Annotated in this window: 12 protein-coding genes and 3 pseudogenes; 6 read left to right on the top strand and 9 right to left on the bottom strand. The window is 67.9% G+C overall.

The features are described 5' to 3' along the window. Positions 1–140: 140 nt before the first annotated feature. On the bottom strand, positions 141–1499 hold the full coding sequence (locus AB0G84_RS13185; RefSeq protein WP_361319213.1) for a hypothetical protein: 1359 nt from the start codon (positions 1497–1499) through the stop codon (positions 141–143). Then, a complete protein-coding gene (locus AB0G84_RS13180) occupies positions 1496–2224 on the bottom strand; it encodes a hypothetical protein (protein ID WP_361319211.1) in 729 nt (242 codons plus the stop codon). The genes AB0G84_RS13185 and AB0G84_RS13180 overlap by 4 nt, the downstream gene beginning before the upstream one ends. A 778-nt stretch (positions 2225–3002) precedes the next feature. Between AB0G84_RS13180 and AB0G84_RS13175 the strand changes: the two genes are divergently transcribed. Next, positions 3003–3824 (top strand): hypothetical protein, encoded by an 822-nt coding sequence (locus AB0G84_RS13175; protein ID WP_361319209.1) that lies wholly within the window; start codon positions 3003–3005, stop codon positions 3822–3824. Here the strand turns inward: AB0G84_RS13175 and AB0G84_RS13170 are convergent. Continuing rightward, positions 3776–4309 (bottom strand): hypothetical protein, encoded by a 534-nt coding sequence (locus tag AB0G84_RS13170; RefSeq protein ID WP_361319207.1) that lies wholly within the window; start codon positions 4307–4309, stop codon positions 3776–3778. The two genes, AB0G84_RS13175 and AB0G84_RS13170, sit on opposite strands and share 49 nt — an antisense overlap. Between AB0G84_RS13170 and AB0G84_RS13165 the strand changes: the two genes are divergently transcribed. Both AB0G84_RS13165 and AB0G84_RS13160 read left to right on the top strand, forming a co-directional pair. Next, on the top strand, positions 4295–4603 hold the full coding sequence (locus AB0G84_RS13165; RefSeq protein ID WP_361319205.1) for a hypothetical protein: 309 nt from the start codon (positions 4295–4297) through the stop codon (positions 4601–4603). The two genes, AB0G84_RS13170 and AB0G84_RS13165, sit on opposite strands and share 15 nt — an antisense overlap. A 314-nt stretch (positions 4604–4917) precedes the next feature. Next, the gene (locus tag AB0G84_RS13160) at positions 4918–6444 is read left to right on the top strand and encodes a HEPN domain-containing protein (RefSeq protein ID WP_361319203.1); all 1527 of its coding nucleotides are present in this window, start codon (positions 4918–4920) and stop codon (positions 6442–6444) included. A 496-nt stretch (positions 6445–6940) separates the two neighbouring features. Here AB0G84_RS13160 and AB0G84_RS13155 read toward each other — a convergent pair. After that, positions 6941–7258 (bottom strand): annotated as a pseudogene (locus AB0G84_RS13155) (ATP-binding protein); the annotation flags it as partial. 178 nt (positions 7259–7436) lie between these two features. Between AB0G84_RS13155 and AB0G84_RS13150 the strand changes: the two are divergent. The 3 genes and pseudogenes from AB0G84_RS13150 to AB0G84_RS13140 form a co-directional block, all read left to right on the top strand. Then, positions 7437–7642, top strand: a pseudogene (locus tag AB0G84_RS13150) (IS701 family transposase); the annotation flags it as partial. 240 nt (positions 7643–7882) lie between these two features. Then, complete coding sequence (locus AB0G84_RS13145) at positions 7883–12553, top strand: DUF6531 domain-containing protein (protein WP_361319201.1); 4671 nt, start codon at positions 7883–7885, stop codon at positions 12551–12553. Further along, positions 12481–13101, top strand: a complete 621-nt coding sequence (locus tag AB0G84_RS13140; protein WP_361319199.1) for an Imm21 family immunity protein — start codon at positions 12481–12483, stop codon at positions 13099–13101. Before AB0G84_RS13145 ends, AB0G84_RS13140 begins: the two co-directional genes overlap by 73 nt. A gap of 916 nt (positions 13102–14017) precedes the next feature. Here AB0G84_RS13140 and AB0G84_RS13135 read toward each other — a convergent pair. The 5 genes and pseudogenes from AB0G84_RS13135 to AB0G84_RS13115 all read right to left on the bottom strand — a co-directional run. Next, positions 14018–14167 (bottom strand): annotated as a pseudogene (locus AB0G84_RS13135) (NUDIX hydrolase); the annotation flags it as partial. Positions 14168–14220: 53 nt separating this feature from the next. Beyond that, positions 14221–16377, bottom strand: coding sequence for a DEAD/DEAH box helicase (locus AB0G84_RS13130; protein ID WP_361319197.1), 2157 nt, complete (start codon positions 16375–16377; stop codon positions 14221–14223). Positions 16378–16430: 53 nt separating this feature from the next. Next, positions 16431–17732 (bottom strand): BREX system ATP-binding protein BrxD, encoded by a 1302-nt coding sequence (brxD, locus tag AB0G84_RS13125; protein ID WP_361319195.1) that lies wholly within the window; start codon positions 17730–17732, stop codon positions 16431–16433. 160 nt (positions 17733–17892) lie between these two features. Then, complete coding sequence (gene pglZ / locus AB0G84_RS13120) at positions 17893–20793, bottom strand: BREX-2 system phosphatase PglZ (protein ID WP_361319193.1); 2901 nt, start codon at positions 20791–20793, stop codon at positions 17893–17895. Further along, positions 20793–24692, bottom strand: coding sequence for a phage resistance protein (locus AB0G84_RS13115; protein WP_361319191.1), 3900 nt, complete (start codon positions 24690–24692; stop codon positions 20793–20795). The genes pglZ and AB0G84_RS13115 overlap by 1 nt, the downstream gene beginning before the upstream one ends. Positions 24693–24705: the final 13 nt, after the last annotated feature.

Below are 24705 nucleotides of genomic sequence, written 5' to 3'. Positions count from 1 at the left end.
GTCGGCGGGGCGGTGGTAGCTCTGCCGGGGGGTGCGCTTGAGCTCCAGCTCTTCGGGCAGTTCCAGCTTATTGTCCGCCGGGTAGCGGTCGATCGCGGTCTGGACCGCTTCGGGGGTGAGACCGTGCGGGACCTTGCCACTCAGCCGCTCGACCTCGGTCTCGAGCTGCGTGACCTGCGTTCCGACGGCCTGGATCTGCCCGTCCCAGGCTGCCTCGTCGAAGTCGAAGTCGAGGGGGCGACGGTTGTCGGGCAGGTTGCGCAGCCACCACAGCGTCCACAGCCGCCGCTGTGCGGCGGCGAGCCGGTGCTTGGCCTGGTCGTAGGCGTCCTGGTTGCGGTTGAGGGTGGTGATCCAGTCCGGTTGGGCGGGGGGGCCTGGGCGTCGGCCTGGTCGCTGGGCCGGTTGACGACCTGCCAGGTGGCACCGCCGTCGTGGCCGCTGAACCAGGACCGGCGGGTGATCTCATCCAGGGAGACCTGCCAGTCGGGGCCGTCGAGTTCGTCGGGGTTGCCGTGGAACAGGGCGCGGATCTGGTCGGCGAGGTCGGTGCCGCCGGTCTGGTGATCGGCGAGGGCTGCGACGGCGTCGGCGGTACTCTGCCCGATCGCAACCTTGACGTCCCGGGTTTTGGGGCGGTCGGAGTCGTGGTGGCCGCCCTCGCGGTCCCAGGGGATGCCGAGGGCGGTGCCGACGTACCGGGTCCGGGTGATCGTGTTCGGCATGCCGTCGGGGGCGGCCCAGCCCAGGGCTCGCAGCACGTCTGCTGGGTTGTCGGGGTCGGCGTCGGGGGCAGCAGGCCTTCGATGTCGCGTGCGGTGGTGAGGATGTCGGCGTCGTCCTGGCTGTACCAGCCGATGACGCAGTAGCTGACGGTGCACGGGGGTGGGTAGTTGTCGTTGGCCTTGAGGTCGGCGAGGGTGTCGTGGAAGAGGAAGACGTTCTCGTGGTAGGGGGGCGAAGGCGGCGAAGGCGGGCAGTCCGCTGCCGATGGCGGTGAGGAACAGCCGCCGGGCGGCGGGCTCCTGCCAGGGGCCGTCGCTCAGCGGGTGGACGCGGCCGATGTAGTCGGCGCGAGGCGCTTCCTTGGGGGAGGCCGGATCGACGAACGGGGTGAAGGCCGACTCCACGGGTCCGCCGTCGGCCTTCTCCAGGTAGTCGCTGTGGACGAGGAACCCGGCGGCCTTCAGCTCGTCACGCACCTTGGCGTAGCGCACCACGAGCCAGCGGTTGGGGACCAGCGGGAAGGTGCTGACGCCGGTGGCAGGGTCGATCGCGCCGGTGGTCAGGGGTTCGGGCAGCTGCCACTGCACGTGGATGCCCTCGCCGGGGTCGCCCTCGGATGCATGGAAAGGCGGTTCGGCGTTGCTGCGGAAGTCCTTGGAGAACGTCCACGGGTATTTCGGGGTCCAGCGTCGGAAGTCGTCGAAATTCGCCACGTCGCGGGTGACCAGCAGCGCGTGGACCTCGACGGGGACGATCAGTTCGGTGTCGGTCATCGGGCGCTCTCCTGGTCGGGCGCGGAGTCGAGGGTCAGGCGTTGTTCGACGGGGGCGTTGACGAGTTGCAGGGCGAACTCACCGGGGGCGAGGTCGCTCAGGGTGGGGTCGAGGTCAGCGGCGAGCGCGGGCACCAGGCCCCGGTCGCCGCGTAGGGCGAGAACATCCGGCGCACCGCCCCCGTTGGGCAGCCGCAGGTGGCGGGTGAGCAGGCCGCCTGCAGCGGGGTAGTCGCGGCGCAGCGGGTAGCCGAGGTCTTCGCCGGGCCGGTGCTCGCGCAGGTTGAGGACACTGTCGTCTTCGCCGCCTGCGCCGCTGCTGTCGATGCCGAAGTGGATCCCTTGGCCAGGCTCGCGGATGACGATCTCGTCCGGCATGGCGTCCAGGAGCAGCAGCAGTGTGTCCGGGGCGAGGTGGTCGCGGCGCAGTTCGGCGAGGTTCGCTCCGCCGGCGCTGGTGAGGATGTCGAACACCGGCCATGCTTCGACGAGTTCGGAGCGGACCAGCAGCCCGGCCCGGCCGGTTTCCCCGGTGCGGATACGGGTGCGGCGGCTGTCGATGGCGGCGGTGAGCGTCGTGTCGACGAGTGCGTCCAGGGACGTGTGGACGCCGACGTCGCGTGCGCCGGCGAGCAGTGCCTCGATCCAGTTCTCGTCGATGCGGAAAAGCCGGATCGACTCCGGGGGGAGCATCGCGGGGTGCGGCACCAGGTAGTTGAACGGCACTCGGCGCAGCAGGGTGAGCTCGTCCAGCCCAGGCCGGCAGGGTGCGGGTGTGCCGTTCGGCGGTGGCCTGCAGGGCCGCTGTCTGGGGTCCGGCCGCGAGGACGGCGCGGGCGCTCTGCTGGGTGAGGCAGGCACGGCGGCTGCGGCGGGCCGATGCCGATGCCGGGGCTTGGTCGTGCGGGGCGAGGGGGCGGGCGAGCGCGTCGAGCAGGTCGGTGGCGAAGCCGGGAGCGGCCAACTCCCGAAGGGTTCGCCCGTCCAGGTCGGCGGGGTCGGCGGCGGCGAGCCCCGGGCCGGCGGTGGCCAGGGCCATCATCGTCGCTGCGGTGTTGGCCAGTTCGCGTCGTGCGCGGGTGATCTCCTCGCAGTAGTCGGGGTCGCTCAGCGCCAGGGTGCGGCCCAGGGTCCAGGCGGCGGCGTAGGAGACGTCGAACAGGCCGTGCTCCTGCTCGTAGATCAGCGCGTGGTCGGCGGTGGTCTTCGGGGTATCGCGGGCGAAGCCGCGGGTCTCGGCGGCCATGACGGGGACGAGGGGGCCGCGGTACCAGCCGTAGGTGGTCTCCCCGGACAGCAGCCGGTATGGCAGCGGGGTGTACCCCAGGTGCAGGCGGCGGCGGGCGTACTGCTCGGCGTCCGCGGTGGACCGGGCCGCCACGCTCCCGCTCGGGCGAAGGCGCAGTGTCAGGTTCTCCCGGTCGGCGCGGGCTGGTGCGACGAGGTTGCTCAGCAGGGCCGCGGCGTCGCGGGTGCCGGCCGGGTCGCTGGTGAACGTCCAGGAGTGCAGCACGCACAGCCGCACGGACCTTACGTTCCCGCCCAGTTGGCCGGGGTTGAGCTTGCCGTTGAAGCCCTCCAGGGAGACCAGGTGCGCGGTGTAGGTACCGGGCTGTCGCGGGAGGCGGTTGGCGGCCAGGACAGCGTACTGGCCCTTGGTCAGGATCTCGCCGTCGTCGCGTCGTTGCGGTCGGGTGGAGACGTCGCGGACGTGGGCGAGGTAGTTCAGTTCCTCCTCACGCGGCACCAGCGCGGTGAACAGTGCGGCCGGGACGTCGATGCTCTGGCAGCGGCTGGCCGCGATGCCCGGGGTGATGCCGGTGTCGCTGAGGTCGGGTCCGAGGATGCCGTCGCCGGGGCTGCGCAGCTCGGCGACGGTGCGGGTGGTGGTCTGGCCCAAGCTCTCGGGGGCGTCGGGCAGTTCACCCGCGCGGAACACCATGAGCGCAAGCCACGGTGCCTGCTCGGGCACTGCGCGGGCCTTCAGCAGTCGCTCCCAGGGCAGGATGGAGCGGTCCAGGATGATGTGCGGCAGGGTGCGGCTGAAGTCGCCGGCGGCGCCCTCTGCCGGGTAGTGGGCGTGCACGGACGAGGGGTCCAGGACGAACCGGACCGCGCGGATCTCGAACTGCTGTGTGGTGGCAGGGATGGCCGGATTCATGTCGACCCGGTTGCCGTCCTTGGTCAGGTGGTGCTCCGCCGTGAGCGTGTAGACGCCGGCGGTGGCAAGCGGGCGACGGTAGTCGTGGAAGGCGACGCGGAGGTCTTCGGTGCCGCTCAACGTCGGTTCACCTCTCGGCTGTGGTGGTCATGGGCGCGTTGGTGAACGTGGTCTTCGCGAGGTCCGCGTAGCGGGTCAGGGGGTCGTCGGTGCCGGGGGGCGAAGCCGAGGCCGGCCAGGGCGGCGTGCACCGAGGCGCGGCGGGTGGCGGTGGTCTGCGCGGCGATACCGGTGTCCGGGTCGACGATGGCGCCGATGCTGCCCTCGCCCTCGTCGTCCGGGACTGACGGCGGCCCCTCAGGCTGCGAGCCCAGCAGCGGGATCGGCGCATCCGGCAGCCCATCGGCCTCCAGAGCCTCCGCGCCGACCCAGCCGACCGAGGGAGCCAGTTCGGGCTTGGGGATCTCGAAGGTGATGCCGGCCAGGCAGCCGCTGAGTAGCCCGTCACCGTCCAGGACATCGCGGGGATCGCCCAGCGGCGCACCCCACATCGCCTTGGGCATGTCCTGCCGGTAGACGGCGACGTCCCATCCGGCGGGGGTGTAGACGCTCTCGAACCGTTTCAGGGTGACCTGGTGTTCGGAGACCACGCCCTGCCCCTTGGTCTCCATCGGCCGGATGTCGATGGTGTCGCCGTCGTCCCCGGCGAACTGCTGGACCAGTTCACCCTGCGTCTCAACGGCCGGGAGCGGGAGAGCTGGGCCCAGGCTCCCGAACGCGCGGCGCGTTACGAGATGGAGCGGGCCCGCAAGATCCAGGGGCGGGCCGAGCGCAAGGAGGACATCGGCGGCGGTGACCTGGCCCACCTCAACGACAACAGCTCCGGCGATGCGCTATCTGCGTCACCGCTACGGTCACATCGTCGTCGACGCAACTCCGAATGACGCAGATTCGGCGGCCGGCCCGGAAGCCGGGCGATCCGTCCCAGTCGTCGTCGACCTTCACGTACAGTGCGGTCACGAGGGTGTTCAAGTCTGTCGTCACAAACGGATCTTGACCACTCTCGCCTCATGCCCGCAGACACTCGGAAAGACTCGTCTAGAGTCCAGTAACTCGACTCTACGTAAGCCGAGGCACATTAACGCCTCCATCAGACCCGGAGCGGTTCAATCAGCGCCCGGCTCCGCGCCTCGTCGCCAGCCACGGTTGATCTCTTCCCCGAGACGCAACCCAGGAATAATTCGGAAGAGCGCCGTGCGTGAACTCGCGAACACTCCATACGACGGGCAAGGTGATCATGAGGGGCAGTGACCCGCTGAATCTCGACGCATCAGGCGAGTGGGCTGGCTTGTGGTGGCTGCCGGAAGACCCTGGGCACCAGGTGCCAGGCGTGCTTCGCTACGAGCCCGAGCGCGGCTTGATACTCTCATTGATCGGCGCGTTCGAGGACCGAGTCACGACGACGCCTGCTCCAGGTGTGCTGATGGTCCATGAGGGCCGTCGAACGTGGGGTGTGATCCATGGTGCCGCCGATCAACGCGAGATCAGCCTCTTCGGCTGTTTTCCTGACGGTGGCCAGCGGACCTTCGGTGCGCGGGTAAAGACCCCCGATAAACAGACCGTTGTGGCAACGACGGCACTCATCGGGGCGCACGTCGGCGGTGAAGACGAGGCAGCGTTCTCCACAACAGAGGTTTCAGTGGAGGATCTCGGGCATTGGGCGGCATCGTCAGTGCTCGAGGGGTTCCTGGGTGCGCCCGGCGGGCGTCCTGATGGGAGCGGCACCATTTCCGTTAAGCCGGTGGAGGTGCAGTCAGTCGAAGTCGACGGGACCGAGTTCGTGCTCGCGCACCGCCACACGCTGCCGTTCTTCGATCAGCGTCGGGGTGGAACCGTTGGTCGCATGAGTGATACCGCGTACAAGCAGATCACCCGGCGCGAGGCGTCTTCATTGAGTGATGCGATTGGCTATGCCCGGTTGATACAAGACCTGATCGCCCTTGCCACTCATCGTGCTGCAGGCATGATCTGGGTACGCCTGAAACTAGCCCCGGACGACGCTGTGTCGGAGTGCGGCGGGCCGCGGCTGGAGCGGAATGTCGACGTGCTGTACTCGCCCTTCGTGGTCGGGAAGCACGATGCGAAGGCAGCCGCTCATCATCGTGTGTTCTTCACGTGCGAGGCTCTACCTTTCGAGGAAATCATCCCCCGTTGGTGCGATGTGCACGAGCGGCTGCAGTCCGCGACGAACATGGTTCTGGGGCTTCGGTACGCGCCAGCACGTTACGTCGAGAATAATCTTCTGACGGCGGTGGGAGCGGCTGAGGTGCTGCACCGTGGCTTTGACATTGACGAACCGCCGATCCCATCGGAGGATTTCAAACCGATGCGGGAAGCGATGCTGGCTCAGGTGCCCGAGGAGCATAGGAAGCGGATTCGCGGCTCCCTACGCAATGACCCGACCCTTCGGGATCGGTTGTACGCACTCGCGGCCCGCCCCGACCAGGAGGCGCTGTCCACCCTCGTGCCTGACGTGGACCGGTGGGCCAGACGGACGACTCGAGCGCGAAACGACCTAGCACACGAAGGGCGAACCCCCAACCACGAGCTCGAGGAGCTGATCGCCATTGTGGACGTAACCACCGCGGTGGTTATTCTGAATCTGCTGAACGAACTTGGGCTGCCAGCTGGGCGTCAACGAGAGATCGTGCGTGACCACCCGCAGTTGCGCGCTACGGCCAGGAGCGCACGGGACTGGCTGAGCACGTCCGAGGCGGACTCCTAAGTCGGATCGTTCGGCTTTTCGGGTGGAGGAAATCTCCAAACCACTGGTGACGCACGTGAGGGCGCACTCGATCACGGGTGTCGCTTTCCGACGGTCATGGAACACTCCTTTGGGTGGTGCCGGCTCGTTGTGTTGTGGCTGCCTCGGCCCTGCCGGGAACGCTGCCACGACCTCACCGCGACCCGCGCCACCGCATCATCAGGAGCTGCGAGCGTCACGGGGCGCCCATCCTGGGATACATCGGTGCCGCTTGGGTGTCCACACCGCCAGATGACCGGCAGGGGTTCGTGTGTGGCGGATCAGGACGGCGTCCAGCGTCCGGCGTGGACACCGCTGTACTCCGGCTCTCCGCTTTCGAGCACCGGAGCTTGGAACGCTGACGTGCTCGGCGAGGCTCGCTTCGGCGAACGCAGGGCTGCGCGCCAGGAACGCGGGCGGCCGGGTGAAGGGCTGTCACGCAGCTCGGCGATGTGCGGAGTGCGGCTGGGCCAGGTCTATAGCGTTGGAACGGCGCGAAGATGAGGTTTTTGGCGGCGTGGGGGATGCCTGGGCCACGGTCGATCACGTGTATCTCGTCACGATCGCCGAGTGTGCTGGCGTTCACCAGCACGGACTCGCCGTCGGGGCTGTACTTCACCGCGTTCTCGATTACGTTGGCCACGGCTTCCTCCGGCAGCCCCGGGGCGACGGTGACCATCGTCAGCGCCTCAGGGATGCCGAGGGCGACGCTTTCCTCGGGTACGCCGCCGAGCGCCATCGGCACCACCTCGTCAAGGTCGATCTCCCGCAACAGCGGGGTGACTGTGCAGGTCTGGAAGGATTGCCGCTACCCGGTCCTCCACCACCCCGCGCACGAATAGACAAGCAGTGTGCGCAGCGGCCGTGCGACCCGCGGGCTTCATGCCGGTGGCGTTCGAGCCGAAGCAGGCGGTCCGGGTGAGGCCCGGCGGCTGCGGCCAGTGGTGCTGGAGCCCACTTCGGGTCCCGGGGGGCGCTGGCGCATTGAGCACGATTACCGTGAACTCAAGCACGGTCTGAGCCTGGACCAGTTCGAAGGCCGCACTTGGCGAGGCTGGCATCACCACGCCACTCTCGTCACCGCCGCCCAGGCGTACTCACGCCGCGGCGGCTCGACCCCAAAGTGCGGATGCCGGACTGCCCCTCTACCAAGTTCTCGACGTCTTTGAGGACCTGCTGAGGTACTGGACCGGCATCTCACCACCGGTGGTCGCCCCCCTCGCCAAGAGCAGACCCAGGACTGGATCGGCTGTCCGTAGGTGTCCGCTCCTTCCATCGCGGATCTGACATGCGGAAGCCACTGAACCCGATCCGTACGCCGAAGAGGGTGGGGGAAAGCCGACATGTTTCCGCCTTGAGGAACCGTCTGACCAGGTGAGAGGGTGTGAGCATCTGAATGGCGGTTAGCGCGGGGGATCGCATGGGTGTTGTGCTGCCTGGGTGGGCTGACGAGGTTCTCGACATCATCGGGGTTTCCTGGCCCAACGTGGACGAAGGCGACTACCGTGAGATGGGCGTCGCCATGCGGGAGTTCGCCGACGACATCGATGATGGCGCGAATGAAGCGCACACCGCGATCCAGGGACTTGTCTCCTCCGCAGGCGGTTCGGTGGCCGTCGAGGCGCTGAACGCCCACTGGGGCAAGATCAACGGCACGCACCTGAAGAACCTGGGGGACTGCGGCCGCATGGCGGCCACCGCCCTGGATGGCGTCGCCGTCCTGATCGAGGGTGCCAAGCTCGGCGCTATCGTCCAACTCGGCATTCTCGCGGCTGAGGTGATTGCCGCGCAGGCTGCGGCCCCGTTCACCCTAGGGCTCTCCGAGGTCGGTGCGTTGGCTGCCACCCAGGCTACGCGCGTGATCGTTAAGCGGCTGTTCAAGGAGGTCTGTCAGCAGGTCGCCGAGCAGGTCATCAGCATGGCTCTTACCCCTGTTGAGGAAGCGCTCGGTGCGATGGTCGGTGACTTGGTCGTCCAGCTCGGCGCAAATGCTCTCGGCGTCCAGGACGGTGTGGACCTGGGACAGACGGCCAATGCCGGCAAGGAAGGCTTCAACGAGGGCGTCCAGGGCGCAAAGAAGTCCGCGAAATCAGCTGCCGACAACCCGATGGAACTTCTCAGCGCCGGCGGTCGCAGCAGTGGTGGGTCGGGCGGCAGCGGCGGCTCCGGGGGCAGCAGTGGATTCAGCCATGATCCGGAGGAACACGACAGGGCCGTGACAGGTCTGCAGAGTGCGGGTGGGACCTTCCGCATCAAGGCTGGCGGAAAGATCGGTCGCGCACGGAGCCACCACGGTCGCACCAGGGGCAAGGACCCCATCGCAGACGCGGCGAACGCGATGCTGGACAAGGTCATCGACGGTATCGAGGACGGTGTGAAGAAGACCGCCAATCACCTCGACGACAACATGACCCGCGGCATCAAGCAGATGGCCAAAAACCACCACGACAACGACAAGGGCCTAGCCGACCACTTCAAGGGTCTGGGGAAGTGCGGGAAAGGCGACCCCAAGGCCCCCCACACTCATGGCGGGAGAAGTGGGCCTGGTGGCAAGAGCGGCACGCGCCGTCCCGACAAGGGGGCGGCGCGTGACCAACTCGACAAGGAGCACCCGAACAACAACACCCGACCCGAGAGCGCCACGGAAGACTGCGGGGATCCGGTAGATGTCGCTACAGGACGCGTCTTCCTGGCGGAAACCGATATTTGCCTTCCCGGCGTCCTGCCTCTCCGGATTGTGCGGAAGTTCGAGTCCTCGTACCGCGTTGGCCGGCACATAGGGCCATCCTGGTCCTCCACGGTTGACCAGCGTCTGGAAATCGACGAGCAGGGGATCATCTTCGTCACCGAGGACGGAATGCTGCTGTCCTACGATCTTCCTGAGCCTGGTCAGCGGAGACTGCCGGACCAGGGACCTCGCTGGCCGTTGTTTCGTACGCATCAGGGTGATTGGGCCATTGAAAACCCCAGAACCGGTCACACTCGATACTTCTCCGAAGCCACACACGCCCCAGGCTTGGCCCTGCTCGATGAGCTGACGGATCGCAACGGCAACTACCTCTCCTTTGACTACGACGACGAGACCGGCGCTCCGCTTGCCATCAGACACTCTGGTGGGTACCACCTCAAGTTCACCTGCGACGAGCAGGGTCGTGTCACAGCCCTGTACCTCGTCGGCGGCGCGGAAGACGGGGGTGACGCCCTGGTCGTGTCGTATGGGCACGACGATATGGGCAACCTCACGGCGGTTACCAAATCCTCTGGCGTTCCTGGCCGGTATGAATACGACGATCGCCACCGGATGACCGCGTGGGTCGACACCAATGGCAGCCGTTACGAGTACACCTATGATACGAGCAGCCGCTGCGTGTCTCAGGGCGGAGCCGACGGTCACCTGCGATACCACTACGCATACCGCCAGGCCGACCCCGAAACTAGCCACATCATCACCACGGCTACCAACTCCCTTGGCCACACCACCCACTATCGGATCAACGAACGCCTTCAAGTCGTGGCCGAGACCGATCCCCTGGGCAACACCCGCCGGAAGCAATGGGATAGCTGGGACCGGCTCCTCTCGTCCACGGATGCGTTCGAGAGCGTCACCAGGTACGTATGGGATGACGACCACAACCTGGCGGCGATCCATCTACCCGATGGCAGCGTACAAACGATCGCCTGCAACTCGCTCCACATGCCAGTGGAGGTAACGGGCGCTAATGGCGCGGTGTGGCAGCAGAAGTGGGACGGCAACGGAAATCGCACATCGGTCACCACTCCGGACGGCGCACGTTCGTCGTTCACCTACGATGCGACCGGGGCTGTTACGGCGATCACGGACCTGACAGGGGCGACAAGGCACTTCGTCAACGGCAGCGCAGGACTGCCGACTGCCATCAGGGATCCGCTGGGGAACACCACGTCCGTCGTCCGGGACGCATTTGGGCATGTCACACAGCTGATTGATTCAACTGGGGCGATCGTCCGACTGGAGTGGACGGCCGAAGGCAACCCCACCCGGCGGATCCTGCAAGACGGCCGTGAGGAGTCGTGGACGTGGGACGGTGAGGGAAACTGTGTTTCCCACACTGACTCCAACGGTGGCCTCACGCGTTACGAGTACACTCACTTCGACCAATTGGCGGCGCGCACAGGCCCCGATGGCGTCCGGTACGAGTTCTCTTACGACACCGAGCTTCACATAACCAGCGTACGGAACCCACAAGGGCTCACCTGGGACTACACCTACGATGCTGCGGGACGTCTTATATCCGAGACAGATTTCGACGATCGCACCATCACTTACCAGTATGACGCCGCCGGTCGGCCTACGTCCCGCACTAATCCGTTGGGGCAGACCGTCACCTATGCCTGGAATCCTATGGGACAGTTGGTGAGCAAGGGCGCCGCGGGTGAGGTCACTACGTACAGCTACAACATGGCCGGCGACTTCATCGGGGCTGCCTCGCCGACATCCACGCTGACCTATGAACGTGACGTCATGGGCCGCGTGTTGTCGGAAACCGTGGATGGGCGCACGACGACCTATTCCTATGACGGAGAAGGCCGTCGCATCTCGCGCGTCACCCCCACAGGCGTAGTCACACACCTTGCCTACGACCTCGCTGGCAATCGCACAGAGATGTCCGTGCATGGGCACAGGATGACGTTCGCCCACGATGAGCTGGGTCGCGAAGTGCATCGCACTTTCGGCACGGCGCACGACCTTGTCACGCTCACCACTGCGTGGGACGAACGTAGTCGGCCCACGCACCAGACGCTGGCCACACAAGCCCGTACCGTCCGCTCGCGCTCCTATCGCTACCGCCCCGACAGCTACCTCACGGCCGTGAGCGATGAGCTGAGGGGAACACAAACTCACTTCGATCTAGATCCGGTTGGTCGACCAGTGGCGGTGACAGCCGAGAACTGGTCCGAGTCATATGCCTACGACGTGGCTGGCAACCAGACGACTGCTGAGTGGCCGGATCAGGCCGGCCGCATCGCCGCTCGTGGCGAGCGCACGTACTCCGGCACCCGACTTCTGACAGCTGGCAGGATCCAGTATGAATACGACGGCGCCGGGCGCACGCTCCAGCGCCAGAAGACCCGGCTGTCAAAGAAACCGGATACCTGGCGCTACGAGTGGGACGTCGAAGACCGCCTGATCGCCTGCTCCACCCCAGACGGAACGGTATGGAATTACACATACGACCCATTGGGGCGCAGGACCGCCAAGCGCCGCCTGACGGCAGATGGTTCAGTCGCGGAAGAAACCATCTTTACCTGGGATGGCACACGCCTCGCGGAGCAGACCACTCTCCATACCGGCATCACTCTGACCTGGGAGCACGACGACCATCGCCCGCTCACGCAGACCGAGCGGCGACTCAACTCGAACCAGTCCGAAATCGACTCCCGCTTCTTCGCCATCATTACCGACCTCATCGGAACGCCCACAGACCTCGTCGATGAGACCGGACACGTTGCCTGGTACTCCCGTAGAACGCTCTGGGGTACTACTGCACGGAATCGCAATGCCACCGCCCACACACCGCTGCGGTTTCCTGGCCAATATGACGACCAGGAAACCGCCCTCCACTATAATTTCCACCGCCACTACGATCCCGATACGGCGCGCTACGTAACGCCCGATCCGCTCGGACTAGAGCCCGCACCGAATCCCGCCACCTACCCGCATAACCCCCACACCTGGTCTGATCCTCTGGGGCTGTCCCCTGAGAGCTGCCCGAAGAAGAAGTCTCAGCGCAGCGACCCAGAGAAGGTGTGCACCATCGGGGACTACGCTCAGGAGTCCATTCCAGCGCAGAGCAAGTCCCAGAAGTTCACCGCTGAGGAGCGAAAGCAAATAAACGACCTTGGTGAGCAATTCGGTTGCCACACATGTGGCTCCAAGGACCCGATGTCGAAGGGCGGGAACTTCGTGCCCGACCATCAACCCATCAGCTCATGGGTCCCCGATGGGACGCCGCAGCGCCTCTACCCGCAATGCCTGCCATGCAGCCGACAGCAAGCGGGCTGGGCAAGACAGCTCGCGCCTATCATGAAGCCCTTGTACGAGAGCAAGTGAAAGTGATGGAAGGCATGGAATCTCCCGTCGAAGCGGCAAACAATCCGACGAAATGGATTGAGTCAACCGGAGGCCCGTTCGTCATTGTTTCCGACGCTCACGCCGCCCTTTGGCAGGGAATCGAGGGCGATGACTACGACGAAGCGTGTCTCGTGGAAGACTATCTCGGGCGAGTGGAATTCGGGCCGGATGCCCAGAAAGTGCCAGCTATCGTCGTAGCGGACGAGCCGTTGCCTGCTACGTTCCTGTCAGAATTCCAATGCGTGCTCCAATGGAGCTATGCGCCATCCGAGGAGCGGTTGATTGATGGCGCGCGCAGCTCTTTTGATCGTATCGACGACTGGCATCAAGGCCCCGCGCTTGATGTCCATGGCCAATTGATCATGTTTGATGCAACGGTCCCGGGGCATTCTCTGGAACAAGTCGAGGTGCTGCCCATCTCTCTGCCGGCGGGTAGATATCAGTTCTACACCGCAGACTTCGAAGTCGGCGACGATGTAGCGGGACGCCTACACGCCGTCAGGCCGCGCCACCCGCACCACTCGTGAACCCCTCACTTCCGATCCGTTCACCCGGGGCGGGCTCAGCCGGCCGGTCGGACGACGCCGACCCGTCGCGCCGTCACCGCGACACCCAGCTGTGCAGCGTGCCGGAGTGGACGCCGAGCTCCTCTGCGACGTCCGGGTTCGGCTTCCCGATTCGATCACAATGCGTACAGCCCTCACAAAGTCAGGCGTGTACGTCCCTTGCTTGGATCCCATGAACCCCAACTTCCTCTGCAATCACGGACTCCACGCTACGACGGGAGGGGGACCTGGGACCAACCCCGCATGCGCGGGGACCACCTTGCGGCCGGGGGCACCGCTCCGGTGTCGTATCGCTGGCACATGCGATGCCGGTTCCCCAGGCTAATGCTGGACTCTCTCGATCCGTCACGACGGTTTGAGCCGGCGGCATGGCGGGGCGCGGTGCCCGATTCAGCTTGGCCGCCCGCCGACGGTAGGGCCCTCTGTAGCCGGGTCGCACCTCGGAAGCCGTTCGGTTGAGGTCTCCGCTACCGTGGGGTTGCCTTAACGGAGGTTGGCGGACACCAACGTCGACAACCCGAACCGGCAGGTGCGGCTGAGCTTCCTGGGCTGACCAAGATGGCTGGCCACCTCGTCCCCGGAGCGTCAACGGGAGGACGTACTGACAGCCGCAGCATCTGTCGGCGGGCACATCGACGGCTGAGCCCAGAGGGAGAAGGGACTACGCGGCGGTGCGTTGGCGGGACCAACCATCTGGGGAGCTGTGGTGGACCCAAGGCGCCGACGCTGGCCGCCTCGATGAGGCGCCTCTTTTCGTCGGCCGGGTCCAAGGTCGGCTACGTCCTTCTCCTGACACCGTCGGTTTCCGCCGCCGTCTCCCCTCGGAGGCAGGTCCGGTCCGCCCGTGACGCTCGTTTGACGCGCAGACCGCCTCGCGTCGGCCGATGTAGGTGTTCTCGTGCTGCTGGCGGATCCCTCCGTCGGTGTAGGCGGCGATGTGGTTGGGGTTGGTGTAGGAGCCGCGAAAGCCGGTGATCTCGGTGATGGTGCCGGTCTGCTCCAGGGACTCGCGGACCGCGTACTGTGCCCGCGGATTCCTCGGGTTGCCACCGAGGGCCGACGGGCGGCGTGTTTGGTTGTTCAGGCGTTCCCTTCCATCCGCACGGGCTCGCGGGCCGCTGCCAGGGCGCCGTCGAGGTCAGCGAGGCGTTCGGCGAGGGTGGTAGTGGCGATGCGGGGAGGGAGGGCCACCGAGAACTTCAGGCCACGGACGGCGCGCGGGTCGACGGTGGGCAGGGTGAGGGAGTCAGGGAGTTCGGCGCGGGCGGCATTCCAGTCCGCGGGGGAGAGGTCCTGACGAAGTCGGACGTGGGTGTCGGTAGGGCGCTGCACAGGGTCGGCGAGGTTGCCTAGGGAAGCGGCGAGTGTGGCGTTGGCGCGGTATCCGGCCCAGGTCCACCAGCGGGCGGCGTCCGCGTCGCGGATCAACAGTGCACCCGCAGGGTGCACTTCGTGGGGTGCGCGGTCCATACGGAGTTCGGTGAGGGCCGCGATGGCACGGCGAGTGAGGCGGACGTCGGGGTCGGTGCCGAGGAGAACGTCGCGCATGGCGCGGGTGAGGGCATACGACAGGCCGCGGGCTTCACTCCCCTGCCATTTGGCGATGCCACCGTCCTCGACGGGTTCGACGAAGGCGCGACGTCGGGCCCAGTCGATGAACGTGACCTGCCAGCTGCGTCCGGCCAGGAGCAGGCGACGCGGGCCCTGGCGTTCCTCGGTGAGGACGGCGGGGTCGGTGGTGCCGATCTCGGTACGTCCAGCGAGCACGGTGAATTCCGGGGGCGCGGTGAAGGAGGCGGTCAGCTCCATGAAGTGCCGACGGCCGAAGCGTTTCTCGGCTTCGGGGCCGATGAACAGCATGCCACCGTCGCTGTCGAGGAAGCCGCCGGCGACCAAGTGGGACAGGAGGGGCGCGGCAGACCGGTCGAAGGGCGTGAGGCCGTTCCACTGCTCGGGCCACAGCCGGTCGCCGATGCGGTGTTCCTGCAGGGTGAGGGCGAGGAGTTGCTGTGCCACGAGGTGGCGGGGTGAGGGTGGCGGGGTGACGGGTTCCACCCAGCCGCGGGCCCACAGGGTGAGCAGGCCGGCGGCTTGGAGCAGGGTGTCGAACCGAGTGGTGAGGAACAGGCAGTTGCGGGAGGCACCGGTGCGGCGTCCGGTCCGGCCGATGCGCTGCAGGAAGGAGGCCACGGTGCTGGGTGAGTCGATCTGGATGACGCGGTCGAGGTCGCCCACGTCGATGCCGAGTTCGAGAGTGGAGGTGGAGACGATGACGCAGTCGCGGGCTTCGGCGAATGCTTGCTCGGATCGGGCGCGTTCATCGGTGGAGAGCGAGGCGTGGGAGAGGAACACGGTGACGTCGCGGGCGCGCAGGGCCGCACCGAGTTCTTCCACCTGCTTGCGGGAGTCGCAGAAGACGAGCCGCTTTTCGCCCCAGTGCAGGGCGGAGATCACTTTGGCGGCATTGGCGAGCGAACCGACGTAGTCGAGCTCCACTTCTCCTGCGGGCCGCGGGAGTTCGGTGGCGCTGCTGGCATCGGTAGTGGGGGGCAGGGTGAGGCCGGGGGCGACGACCTGGCCGGGGCGGTCGGCGGGGCTTGCACCCTGGAGCCAGGTAAGCAGGGTGTCGGGGTTGCCGACGGTGGCGGAGAGCCCGATGCGCTGGATGCGGTGGCCGGCCAGCCGCTCCAGGCGTTCGAGCACGGCGAGCAGGTGCCAGCCGCGGTCGTCCCCGGCGAAGGCGTGCACCTCGTCGACGACGACGGCACGCACCCGTCCCAGCATGTGCATGTGGTCGGTCTTGACGCTGATGAGCATCGCTTCGAGGGACTCGGGCGTGGTGAGCAGGAAGTCGGGGGACTCGGTGCGGATGCGGCGGCGTACGGACTCGGGGGTGTCGCCGTGCCAGAGGACGGCTCGGCGTCCCAGCCACTGGGCGTAGCTGTCGACCCGGTGCACCAGGTTGTTCAGAAGCGCCTTGAGCGGGGCCAGGTAGAGGACGGAGGTGCCGTTCCAGCGCTTCTGTCGCATTGCGGACAACAGTGGGAAGGTGGCGGCCTCCGTCTTCCCGCCCGCCGTCGGCGCGAGAAGGATCGCGTCCTCGCCGTCCATCAGCGGATGCACGGCGGCTTTCTGCAGGGGGCGCAGATCGGGCCACCCGAGCGTGTTGACGATGTGGTGCAGGACTACCGGGTCGAGGCGGTCCACCGGATCGGTGCCCCGCGGCTGCGCCTGCACGTCTGCGACTCCTGCATTGATCGTCAGAGTTCGGGATTTCGGGAAATGGGTCTTCAGAGGTTGAGGTCGAGGTCGTCCGCTGAGGCGGCCCGCGAGGGTGCGGTGAAGTTCCTTTCGGTGGCTGTGAGTTCACCGCTACCCACGGTCAACTTGTAGTGCGTGCGCGGGTCGAAGTCGGGGAACTGGTCGACCCGGTCGAGTACGTCTCCGATCAGCTTCTTCAGGTACAGCCGGGGTGCTACGCCGACCTTTCCGCCGAGGGCCCCGCCCACGGCCCGTGCCAGGTCGATGAGGTAGGCGTCATCGGCGAGCTGCTTGATCCGGTCGGGGGACTGGGAGCCTTCGGCGTACAGGTCGCGGATGGTGGCGCCGAGGCTGGTGAGGGATTCCTCGGTGAATCCGGGCAGCCGGATCTGGACGGCCCGGGGATTGTCGAAGCGAGGGTCGGTGCTGAAGTCGGTGGCGAGGCGCTGGGCGAGCGGTGCGAGTCGCTGTACGCCCTGCTGTCCGTCGTAGAAGGCGGGCGTGCCGGTGATGACGAGGTACAGACCGGGGAAGCGGCCGGAGTGGACCTCGTCGATGAGCTGCCGCAGCGCGTTGAGTGCCTTGTCGCGGGCGTCGGAGCGGACCCGTTGCAGGGTCTCCACTTCGTCCAGGACGAGGACGAGTCCGGCGTGCCCGGCGTCCCGGAGCACGGTGAGCAGGCCCTGAAGGAAGCCGAAGGCACCGAAGTGGTCGAGGTCGCCACGGACCCCTGCGCTGCGTCGGGCGGCTGCGGCGACGTGCGGCTGGCCGCCGAGCCATGACATCACCGCAGCGGCGGTCGCTTCGTCTCCGGTGTCCAGGGACTGCTTGTATCCGCGCAGGGCGGTGGCGAAAGCAGGGGCGTGCCGAGACACCTCGGCAAGGCGGGCGGTGAGCAGTCGATCCACGGCCTCCGGCAGCTCGCCCTCGCCCGCGCCGTCCGCGAGTGCGTCCTCCTCCAGTGCGTAGAACCAGGCGTCGGCGACTGGCCGCAGGGCACTGGGAGGGAAACTCGCAGTGGCCAGACGTTCGGTGAGTCGCCGGTAGACAGTCTCCAGCTTGTGTAGTGGGGTCTCGGTCTCCGACACCTGCACCTCGGCCACGGCGAAGGTGCGCCGTTTGGCGCGCTCGCCGAGCCAGCGGGTGAAGAAGGTCTTTCCGGAGCCGTACTCACCGCGCACGGCCTTGAACACCGATCCGCCGGCGGCGACGGTGTCCAGTTCTTCGTCAACTGCCCGCTCGAAGCGGCCGAGTCCGGTGGCGAGCAGGTCGAGGCCGCTCTCGGGGACTGCGCCGCGCCGCAGCGCGTCCACCACGGCGCGCCGTCGCACGACACCGACCGAGGAGACGGTCCCGGATGCTGAAGATCCAAACGCGTTCACCCGAACAGTCTCCCATCCGGCCGGACACCCATTGGGAGACTGGGAGGCCAGCGCGCGGACCGGGCGGTCCGGCAAACCGCCCCGCCCGTCGCAGCCGCAGAGCTCCGGTTCACAGCCCGAACTGCTCGATCAGCTGGGCCCGGTGCAGGCGCAGGGTGCGGTTGTCGGGAAGGATCTCCAGGATCTGGGCGCCGTCGTAGTTGAGGAGCTGAGCCAGGGTCGCGGCGAAGCCGGGGGCGCGGGTGGCGGGCTGGCCGGCGCGTTCGGCGAGGGCGGTCATCGGCAGGGTGCCGGCCTCGACGAGCGCGGCCAGGGCCTTCGGGACGGCCTTGCCCTGCGGCTTACGGGCGAGCAGGTCCAGCTGCGCCTGGTACAGCTCGGTGGCCATGAGGCGTTCCACCAGCGTGGTGGCAGCGGCTTCCGGCCTACCGGAGGCGGGTACGGCCCCAGGCTCCACCGCAGGGTTGGCGACTTCCTGAGGTGCAGGGGGCGCCACCTCGTCCTCGCCGAAGAGACTGATGGCTCCCTCGGTTACGGGCGGGGTGGCCTTCTTGGCCTGCTTGCGGCCCGGGCGTGCTGGGATGGTTTCGGGCGTCGCGTCGGCGTCTGCTCCGGCCTTAGCCCCGGCACCGTCTTCGGCGTCCACCGCCCACCATGAGGGTGCCGGGTCGCCCAACTCCCGCCAACCCGTGGGCGGCTGAGCGCCGAAGGGCAGCAGGGCGAGCAGCGGGATGGTGAACTCGGCGAGGGTCGCCCCGCCGTGGTAGCCGGCCTTCAGCGTGGTGTACCGGGTGTCGTGGTCCCGCAGCGCGACGATCTGTGATCCGGGTTCCGGCCAGACCACCCGTGGTCCGGACAGTTCGATTTCGGCCGGTGCGACGGGTCCGCCGGGGGTGCGGTGACGGGACGAGCCGACGGTGCCGCCGGACACATCGAGCTTGTTGCCGCGTCGCTCGACCACATGGCCGTGGTCGGAGGTGAGGAGCACGGTCATGTCGTTCGCGCGGGCGACCCGCAGCAGTGGTTCAAGGCCGCCGATCTCCTTGGTCTGCCATGTGCCGTCGCTGAGCTTCTGCTCCTTGTCGAGGCGGTCGTCAACGGTGTTGAGGACGACCGCGACATGGGTGCGCTCGTCGGCGAGAGCCTCGGAGAGAGCGGTGGAGAAGGGCGAGCCGGTGTCGGGGCCGCGCAGGTCGTTCTTGTGGAAGAGGGCCGCCGGGGCCCCGTTCCAGCAGGGGTGCTGGGGGAAGAGCCGTTTCTCATCGCTCTGGTCGCCCTTCATCAAGGTGCCTGCGAACAGGGAGGTGCGCGAAACGGCGGTAAGGGTGGGCAGGGCGGCGGCCATGGCGCGCCGGACCGGTGCTCCAGCCGCGTCCGGCAGCGGATCGAACTCGGACCAGTGTCCGTGCAGTTCCTCACCCAGTTCGGATGCGATCGCCGCGCTCATCCCGTCGACGAGGAGGAGCAGGACCCGGCGGTCGGGGCAGGCCACGACGGGCGCGACGACCCGTTCCAGGAAGCTTTCCACGGTGAGCATGACGCCGGGTGTGGTGGCGTCCGCGGTCCACACCGCGAGCCGATCGGAGAATGCGCGGTCCAGCTCACGGCGCTTGGCCCGCACCTGCGCGCCGATCCGGCTGTACGCGTCGGCCAGCACGTCGTCCGCGTCGCCGCCCGCTTCCAGGAATTCCAAGGCCCGGTCCACCCAGGCGAGTTCGCGGATCTGACGGGCAGTACCGTCGGCCACCGAGGCGATGTCGGCTTCAGGCTGGCCGGCGAGCCACCGCCCGAGCCGCGCCGCCATGCGTACCCGCTCGATACGGGCCCGGGTGGCGCCGTCGGTGGCCAGGGCGTGCTCGGCCAGCGCGGTGACGGCTGCCGTGACCGTCTCGGTACCGTCAGCCAGCGCGCGGCCCGCGGCGGTGAAGCGGGCGTCAAGTCCGGCCGCGAGCAGCGGGCTGGCAGCGGCGGCGGACTGTGCCCCGAACTGGGCGACGAGCTGCGCGGCCCTGCTCAGGACCGGGTCGGCGAGCCGGTGCTCGCTCCGGTCGACGAGGCCGCGGACGTATGCCTCGCCGCTGTGTCCGAAGGTGGCCAGGAGTCTGTCGAGGTCGTCGCCCTGGGCTGGCGGCTGGTCGCCGAGCCACCGCTCGGCGCGCCCGCGTGCCCGGTACAGGTCGTGGTCGGCCTCCGCGTGCCCCCACAGGGCGGCGCAGACGACCGCATAGGCGGCTGCGTCCGCCCCGTGCTCGGCTTCCACCAGGGCGGTCACGATCTTGCCGGTGGAGCCGCCCTGTTCGGGTCTGGCGAGGAAGCGGGCCAGGCCGGCGCGTTCCGGTCCGCGCAGGTCGCGCAGGAGGTCGGGGCCGCCGGGGGTGAGGGTCCACCGGAACAGTGCGACGGGGTCGATGCGGTCTCCATCGTCGTGTGCGGCAGGCCCGCCCAGCGCGTCCGTGTCGTGGCGGCCGAGCCTGAGCCGGCGCCTGGCCAGCCGGGTGAGGGCCTCGTCGTGGGAGAGCAATCCCTTGCCGAGAGAGGGCCAGCCGCGGGTGGCCGCTGCGTCGAGAAGCGCTTCGGCCGCCCAGGTTTCGCCGCGCAGCCGTCCGTCGAGACCGCGCGCATCGAACGCCTCCTGCACGACCTCCCAGTTGTCGACGCACCGGATCCTTCCGCCGTAGACGCGGGCGAGCAGCCCAGGGTCGAGGTCGGTGTCCTCGCGGTCGGTGAGGACGACCAGGACCTTGGGGTCGGGCGGAGTTGCCGCGTCGAGATGGCTCAGGATCTGCTCGTGCACGGCGAGCACTGAGGGCGCGACGGCCACCCGTACCTGCAGTCCGCCCGCCGTCCGCTGCACGGCGGGTCCATCCCAGGCGGGTGCGGCCCGCAACAGCAGTACGCGGACCGCGCCGTCGCCGAGCCGGCTGCGGGCGGCGACGTACTGGCGGACGGTTCCTGCGGTCAGCCGGGCGGGACCGACGGTCGCGGGGGCTGCGGTGACCGTGTCGGACATCAGTCGACGACCTTCCAGACGACCTCGACGGCGGCGTTCGGGTGCTCGGCCGCGAGCGCCGCGATCTCCGCCTGCAGTTCGGCGGCGGCCCGCGCGGCGGTGGTCCGCCCGCCGCCGGAGCGGGCCACCGACCGCGACGGTGTGCGAGGCCCCGGCTGCTCCACCGGCTCCGGCAAGACCTGCGGGTGGGCGGAGCCGCCGTTCAGGTCCACGCTGTCGGAGCTCGGCGGCGGGGTGGCGGGCGGCTGGGGACGCTCGGCCGTGGTCTGCCGGGACCTCAGCAGGGACAGCACCTCCCGGCCTCCGGCATTCAGCACTCCGGGCAGGTCGGGGTAGTCACCCGGGTCGCCGGCTGCGGCATCCCGCACCCGCTCCAGGACGCCGGCGCCGTCCACGTCGAGGGTGTCGGCCAGGCCCAGCTGGTCCCAGCTGGTGTTCTGCAGCGCGGTGGCGACCTTCCCGGCGCTCTTCAACGACATGCCGTACCGGTGTGCGGTGAAGTCACCGAGGTCGAAGCGGGCGAGCCGGTCCACGACGGTCTTGGCCTCGATGCCCGCTTCCGTCACCTCCTTGACCAGCTCCTGTGCCCGCCGGGCGAGGACGAGCCGGGGAGAGTCGTCGTTCAGCTGGAGGAATTCGCGGTGCTTCTCCAGCTCCGCGACGAGCCGCCCTGCGTCTTGGGAGAGTGCGCTGGCGGCCTGCTTGATCTGCCCGGCGAACTGGTTGACGATCCGCCCGCGCCGCAGTTGCGGCGCCCGGTCTCCGAGCACGGTCTCGAACCGCTTGCGCGCTTCCGCCCAGTCGCTCGCGCCGGGCAGTTGCTGCTCGCGCAGGGCGTAGTCCCGCTTCAACTCGTGCGGTGCGGGTGCGGGCTCGACGGGCATACCGCCGCGAACCCACACCCGGTCGGTCATCTCCGCGTAGGCGGCGGCGAGCAGTCGGCGCAACGGCTCGGGCAGTCCGCGTGGTTCGGGAAGGTCGCTCCAGTCGGAGAGCTTGACCAGGGTTGGCTCGGCGATGCCGTCCCGGCGGGCCTGGTTGTTGAAGTGGTCGGGCCATGAGGTGGACTGCCGGTAGTACGCCTCCCGCATGGCGCCGAGCCCGAGGCCGCCCGCGATCCGCGCCATGGTGTCGCGGTCCCTGCGATCGACCTCGACCTGTCCGTCGCGGTCCTCGGCGGCCTTGCGCACATACTCGAAGACGGTCCTGATGTCGGCAGGCTTGACGGGTTTGCCAGTTCCGTCGGGGTCCAGGTCGGGGTGTGCGGGGTACTGGTGGGAGAGCAGCTTGCCGGCCAGGTCGCGGGAAGCGGCAGCCAGGGGTGCGCCGAGCGGAAGCCGCAGCTCGGGGACGTCCTGCTGGGCGACCAGATGGGTGTCAAAGCTGAGATCGACGACCCCTTCCTGCTTCTGCGCGAGCCCATAAGCCTGCCGCAGCGCCTGGCTGACGCGCTCGGTGAGGATAGCGAGTTGCGACTGGAGCATGCCCTTGGCGCGCGCCTTGTCGTCGGCGTTGAGGCTGCGCGCGAAGTCGGAGTCGAAGCGGGTCTCGTCGGCGAGGGCCTTGTCGATGACGACGAGACGCTCGAAGTCGCTGAGGGAGGCATCGGTCAGGTGGGTGGGCAGCCAAGCCAGGGTGCGCGAGTCACCGCCCGGCTTCTCCCGCAGGGCGCGCAGCCGCTGCAGGTCGTCCATCGGCCCGAACTCGCCCTCGTCGTACGGGAAATCGACGACGAGCCGCCAAGCGTCGTCCTGGCTGGGCCGAAGCGTCGCCTCGGGCAACAAGTCGACCTCGGCGACGCTGCCGAAGACCACCTCGACCTGCCGTTCTGTGCCCTTCCACACCAGGTTCAGCACGTCGTACGCGTCGAAGCCGCCGGGCCCGTCGCTGACGCCGAGCGCGTCCTTGAGCAGGCCGCGCATCTTGGCACGTCGGTTGTTCTGGTTGTTGTGGACCTGGGCGTTGGCCAGGACGGCGTCCAGGTCGACACCGGTGAGTTCCAGGCGGATCACCGCGCCGGGCCCGGTACCGGTGACCTTGATTTCGGGGAAGGTCGCCGCCCACTCCTTGGCCTTCTGCTCAAGGCGGCCGACCTCGGTGCCCTTGATGCGGGTGGTGATGGAGCCGTGGTTGAGGGCGTTCAGCCGCGCGAGGGTGAGGTCGGCGAGGGCGGGCACGCTGGGCGTGAGCGCGGAGAGCAGCAGCGTCTGCACCAGCCGGCTGTCGCCGGTGAAGTCGCGGCAGCGGGCTCCGAGCTGCGGGTCGCCGAGGGAATCGGGACGGCGCCGGTACGCCTCGACCTGGTCCTCGGTGACCTGGTTGGTCTTCAGCAGGTACGGGCGGAGCTTGTCCCGGTACAGCTTGTCGGCGGCCTCGAAGTGGACATTGGTCTCCCCACTGAACGCCTTGTCGCCGCCTCCAGCGATTGCCGGGTACAGATCGCCGAGCGGTACGAGCTGTCCGAGCCGCCAGTCGTCGCGGTGGTCGACGAGCAGCTGACTCATCAGCTTCAGGCCGGTGCGGGAGCGTTGCAACGCGGCGGAGATGTGCACCAGGGTGTCCATGAACGCCGGTGGGAACGGATACGTCCGCCGGAAGGCGTCCTCGTCCGCGCCGGTGGTGGACTTGTCGTGGCCGAGCAGCGTGTCCCAGACGTCCGGGGCGAGCTTCTTCGCCTCCGCGAACGCCGCCGCCACCTTCGCCTCGGCCTCGGAGGATGCGGGCTTGAGCAGGCGGGCCTGTGCGATCTGTGGGAGGTTGCGGTCCTCCAGGACGACCTTGTCGAAACGCCCACCGCTGAGCTTCAGACTGTCCTGCACGGCGGCTTCGGCAGCCCCCGACATCTCCTCGCCGACCAGTTCGCGGAGATCGCGCTGGCGGGCGATGAACGACACCACCGGGATGGCGCGCCGCTCGTCGCCGCCCTCCACAAAGTTCGTGATTTTGTCGGCTTCCCGTGAGACGAACTTCTGGTCATGGATGCGGGAGGCGAGCCACAGGATCAGCTCGTCCATGAACAGGATGAGCCCGTCGTAGCCGAGGGACTTGGCGTGCGCGGCTATGGTGCCGAGTCCCTTGTCAAGGGAGACGAACCCGTCGGCGTCCTCGGAGGCGTTGCGCGAGAACGACGGGAAAAGGGTCTGGGTGAGGTCCTGCACGAGACGGGCCCGCAGTTCCCGCGGCGCGGAGGGGTTCTCCAGGTCGAGGTCCTTGGTGTTCTCATGCTCCTCCGGCGCGTTCACCGCCTGATCCAGCAGTTCGGTGGTCCAGGCGAAAGAGTCGCCCCACTCGTCCTCTTGGCCGTCGCCGGCGTCGGCGAGCTGCTCGATCACCCGGTCGTCGCCGTTACGGCGGCGCTGCTCGGCGAAGTCCTCGAAGAGCCCGTCGGTCCGGTAGACCTGCGGCAGCGGGCAGCCGGGGTGCAACTTCCGTACGTGCTCCACGTACTTGCCGAGCACACGCTGCTCCAAGGACTTTGAGCCCAGCATGTGGTACGGCACCAGCAGGAACTTGCGGTCGTCCGCGTCCAGCCAGGAGTGACGGGCCCGCACCGGGTCGAGGTCGCCGCGCGCCCGGGCGGCCTGGTTTCGCGACAGCAGCGCGTAGAGCACCGCCATGAAGTGCGACTTACCGGAACCAAACGAGCCGTGCAGATAGGCCGCCTTCGACGAGTGACTGTCGAGCGCCGACTTGATCAGGTCGAGGGCCTCATCGAAGTTGCCGAGCAGCCGGTCGGTGACGACATAGTCCTTCAGCGTCGCCTCGGCCCCCTCGGGGGTGACCGCCTCGTTCAGTTTCAGCACGAAGTCAGAGGTGGACACCGACTCCGGGATGTCGATCAACTCCCGTAGCAGCGGCTGGTCCTCGGGGCGAGGGGTGTTCCTGCTCATGAATGCCATGGTGTCTTGGTTC

Origin of the sequence: Streptomyces sp. NPDC020742 (genome assembly GCF_040641675.1) — a bacterium.
Lineage (GTDB): Bacteria > Actinomycetota > Actinomycetes > Streptomycetales > Streptomycetaceae > Streptomyces.
The sequence above is the reverse complement of the archived record's forward strand: the minus strand, read 5'-3'. Positions and strand labels throughout refer to the sequence as shown.

What these genes read in the sequence shown, in the direction of transcription:
- AB0G84_RS13185 (WP_361319213.1), bottom strand. Translation starts at nt 1,499, where the DNA reads ATGACCGACACCGAACTGATCGTCCCCGTCGAGGTCCACGCGCTGCTG.
- AB0G84_RS13140 (WP_361319199.1), top strand. Translation starts at nt 12,481, where the DNA reads ATGCAGCCGACAGCAAGCGGGCTGGGCAAGACAGCTCGCGCCTATCAT.
- AB0G84_RS13115 (WP_361319191.1), bottom strand. Translation starts at nt 24,692, where the DNA reads ATGGCATTCATGAGCAGGAACACCCCTCGCCCCGAGGACCAGCCGCTG.
- AB0G84_RS13145 (WP_361319201.1), top strand. Translation starts at nt 7,883, where the DNA reads ATGGGTGTTGTGCTGCCTGGGTGGGCTGACGAGGTTCTCGACATCATC.
- pglZ (WP_361319193.1), bottom strand. Translation starts at nt 20,793, where the DNA reads ATGTCCGACACGGTCACCGCAGCCCCCGCGACCGTCGGTCCCGCCCGG.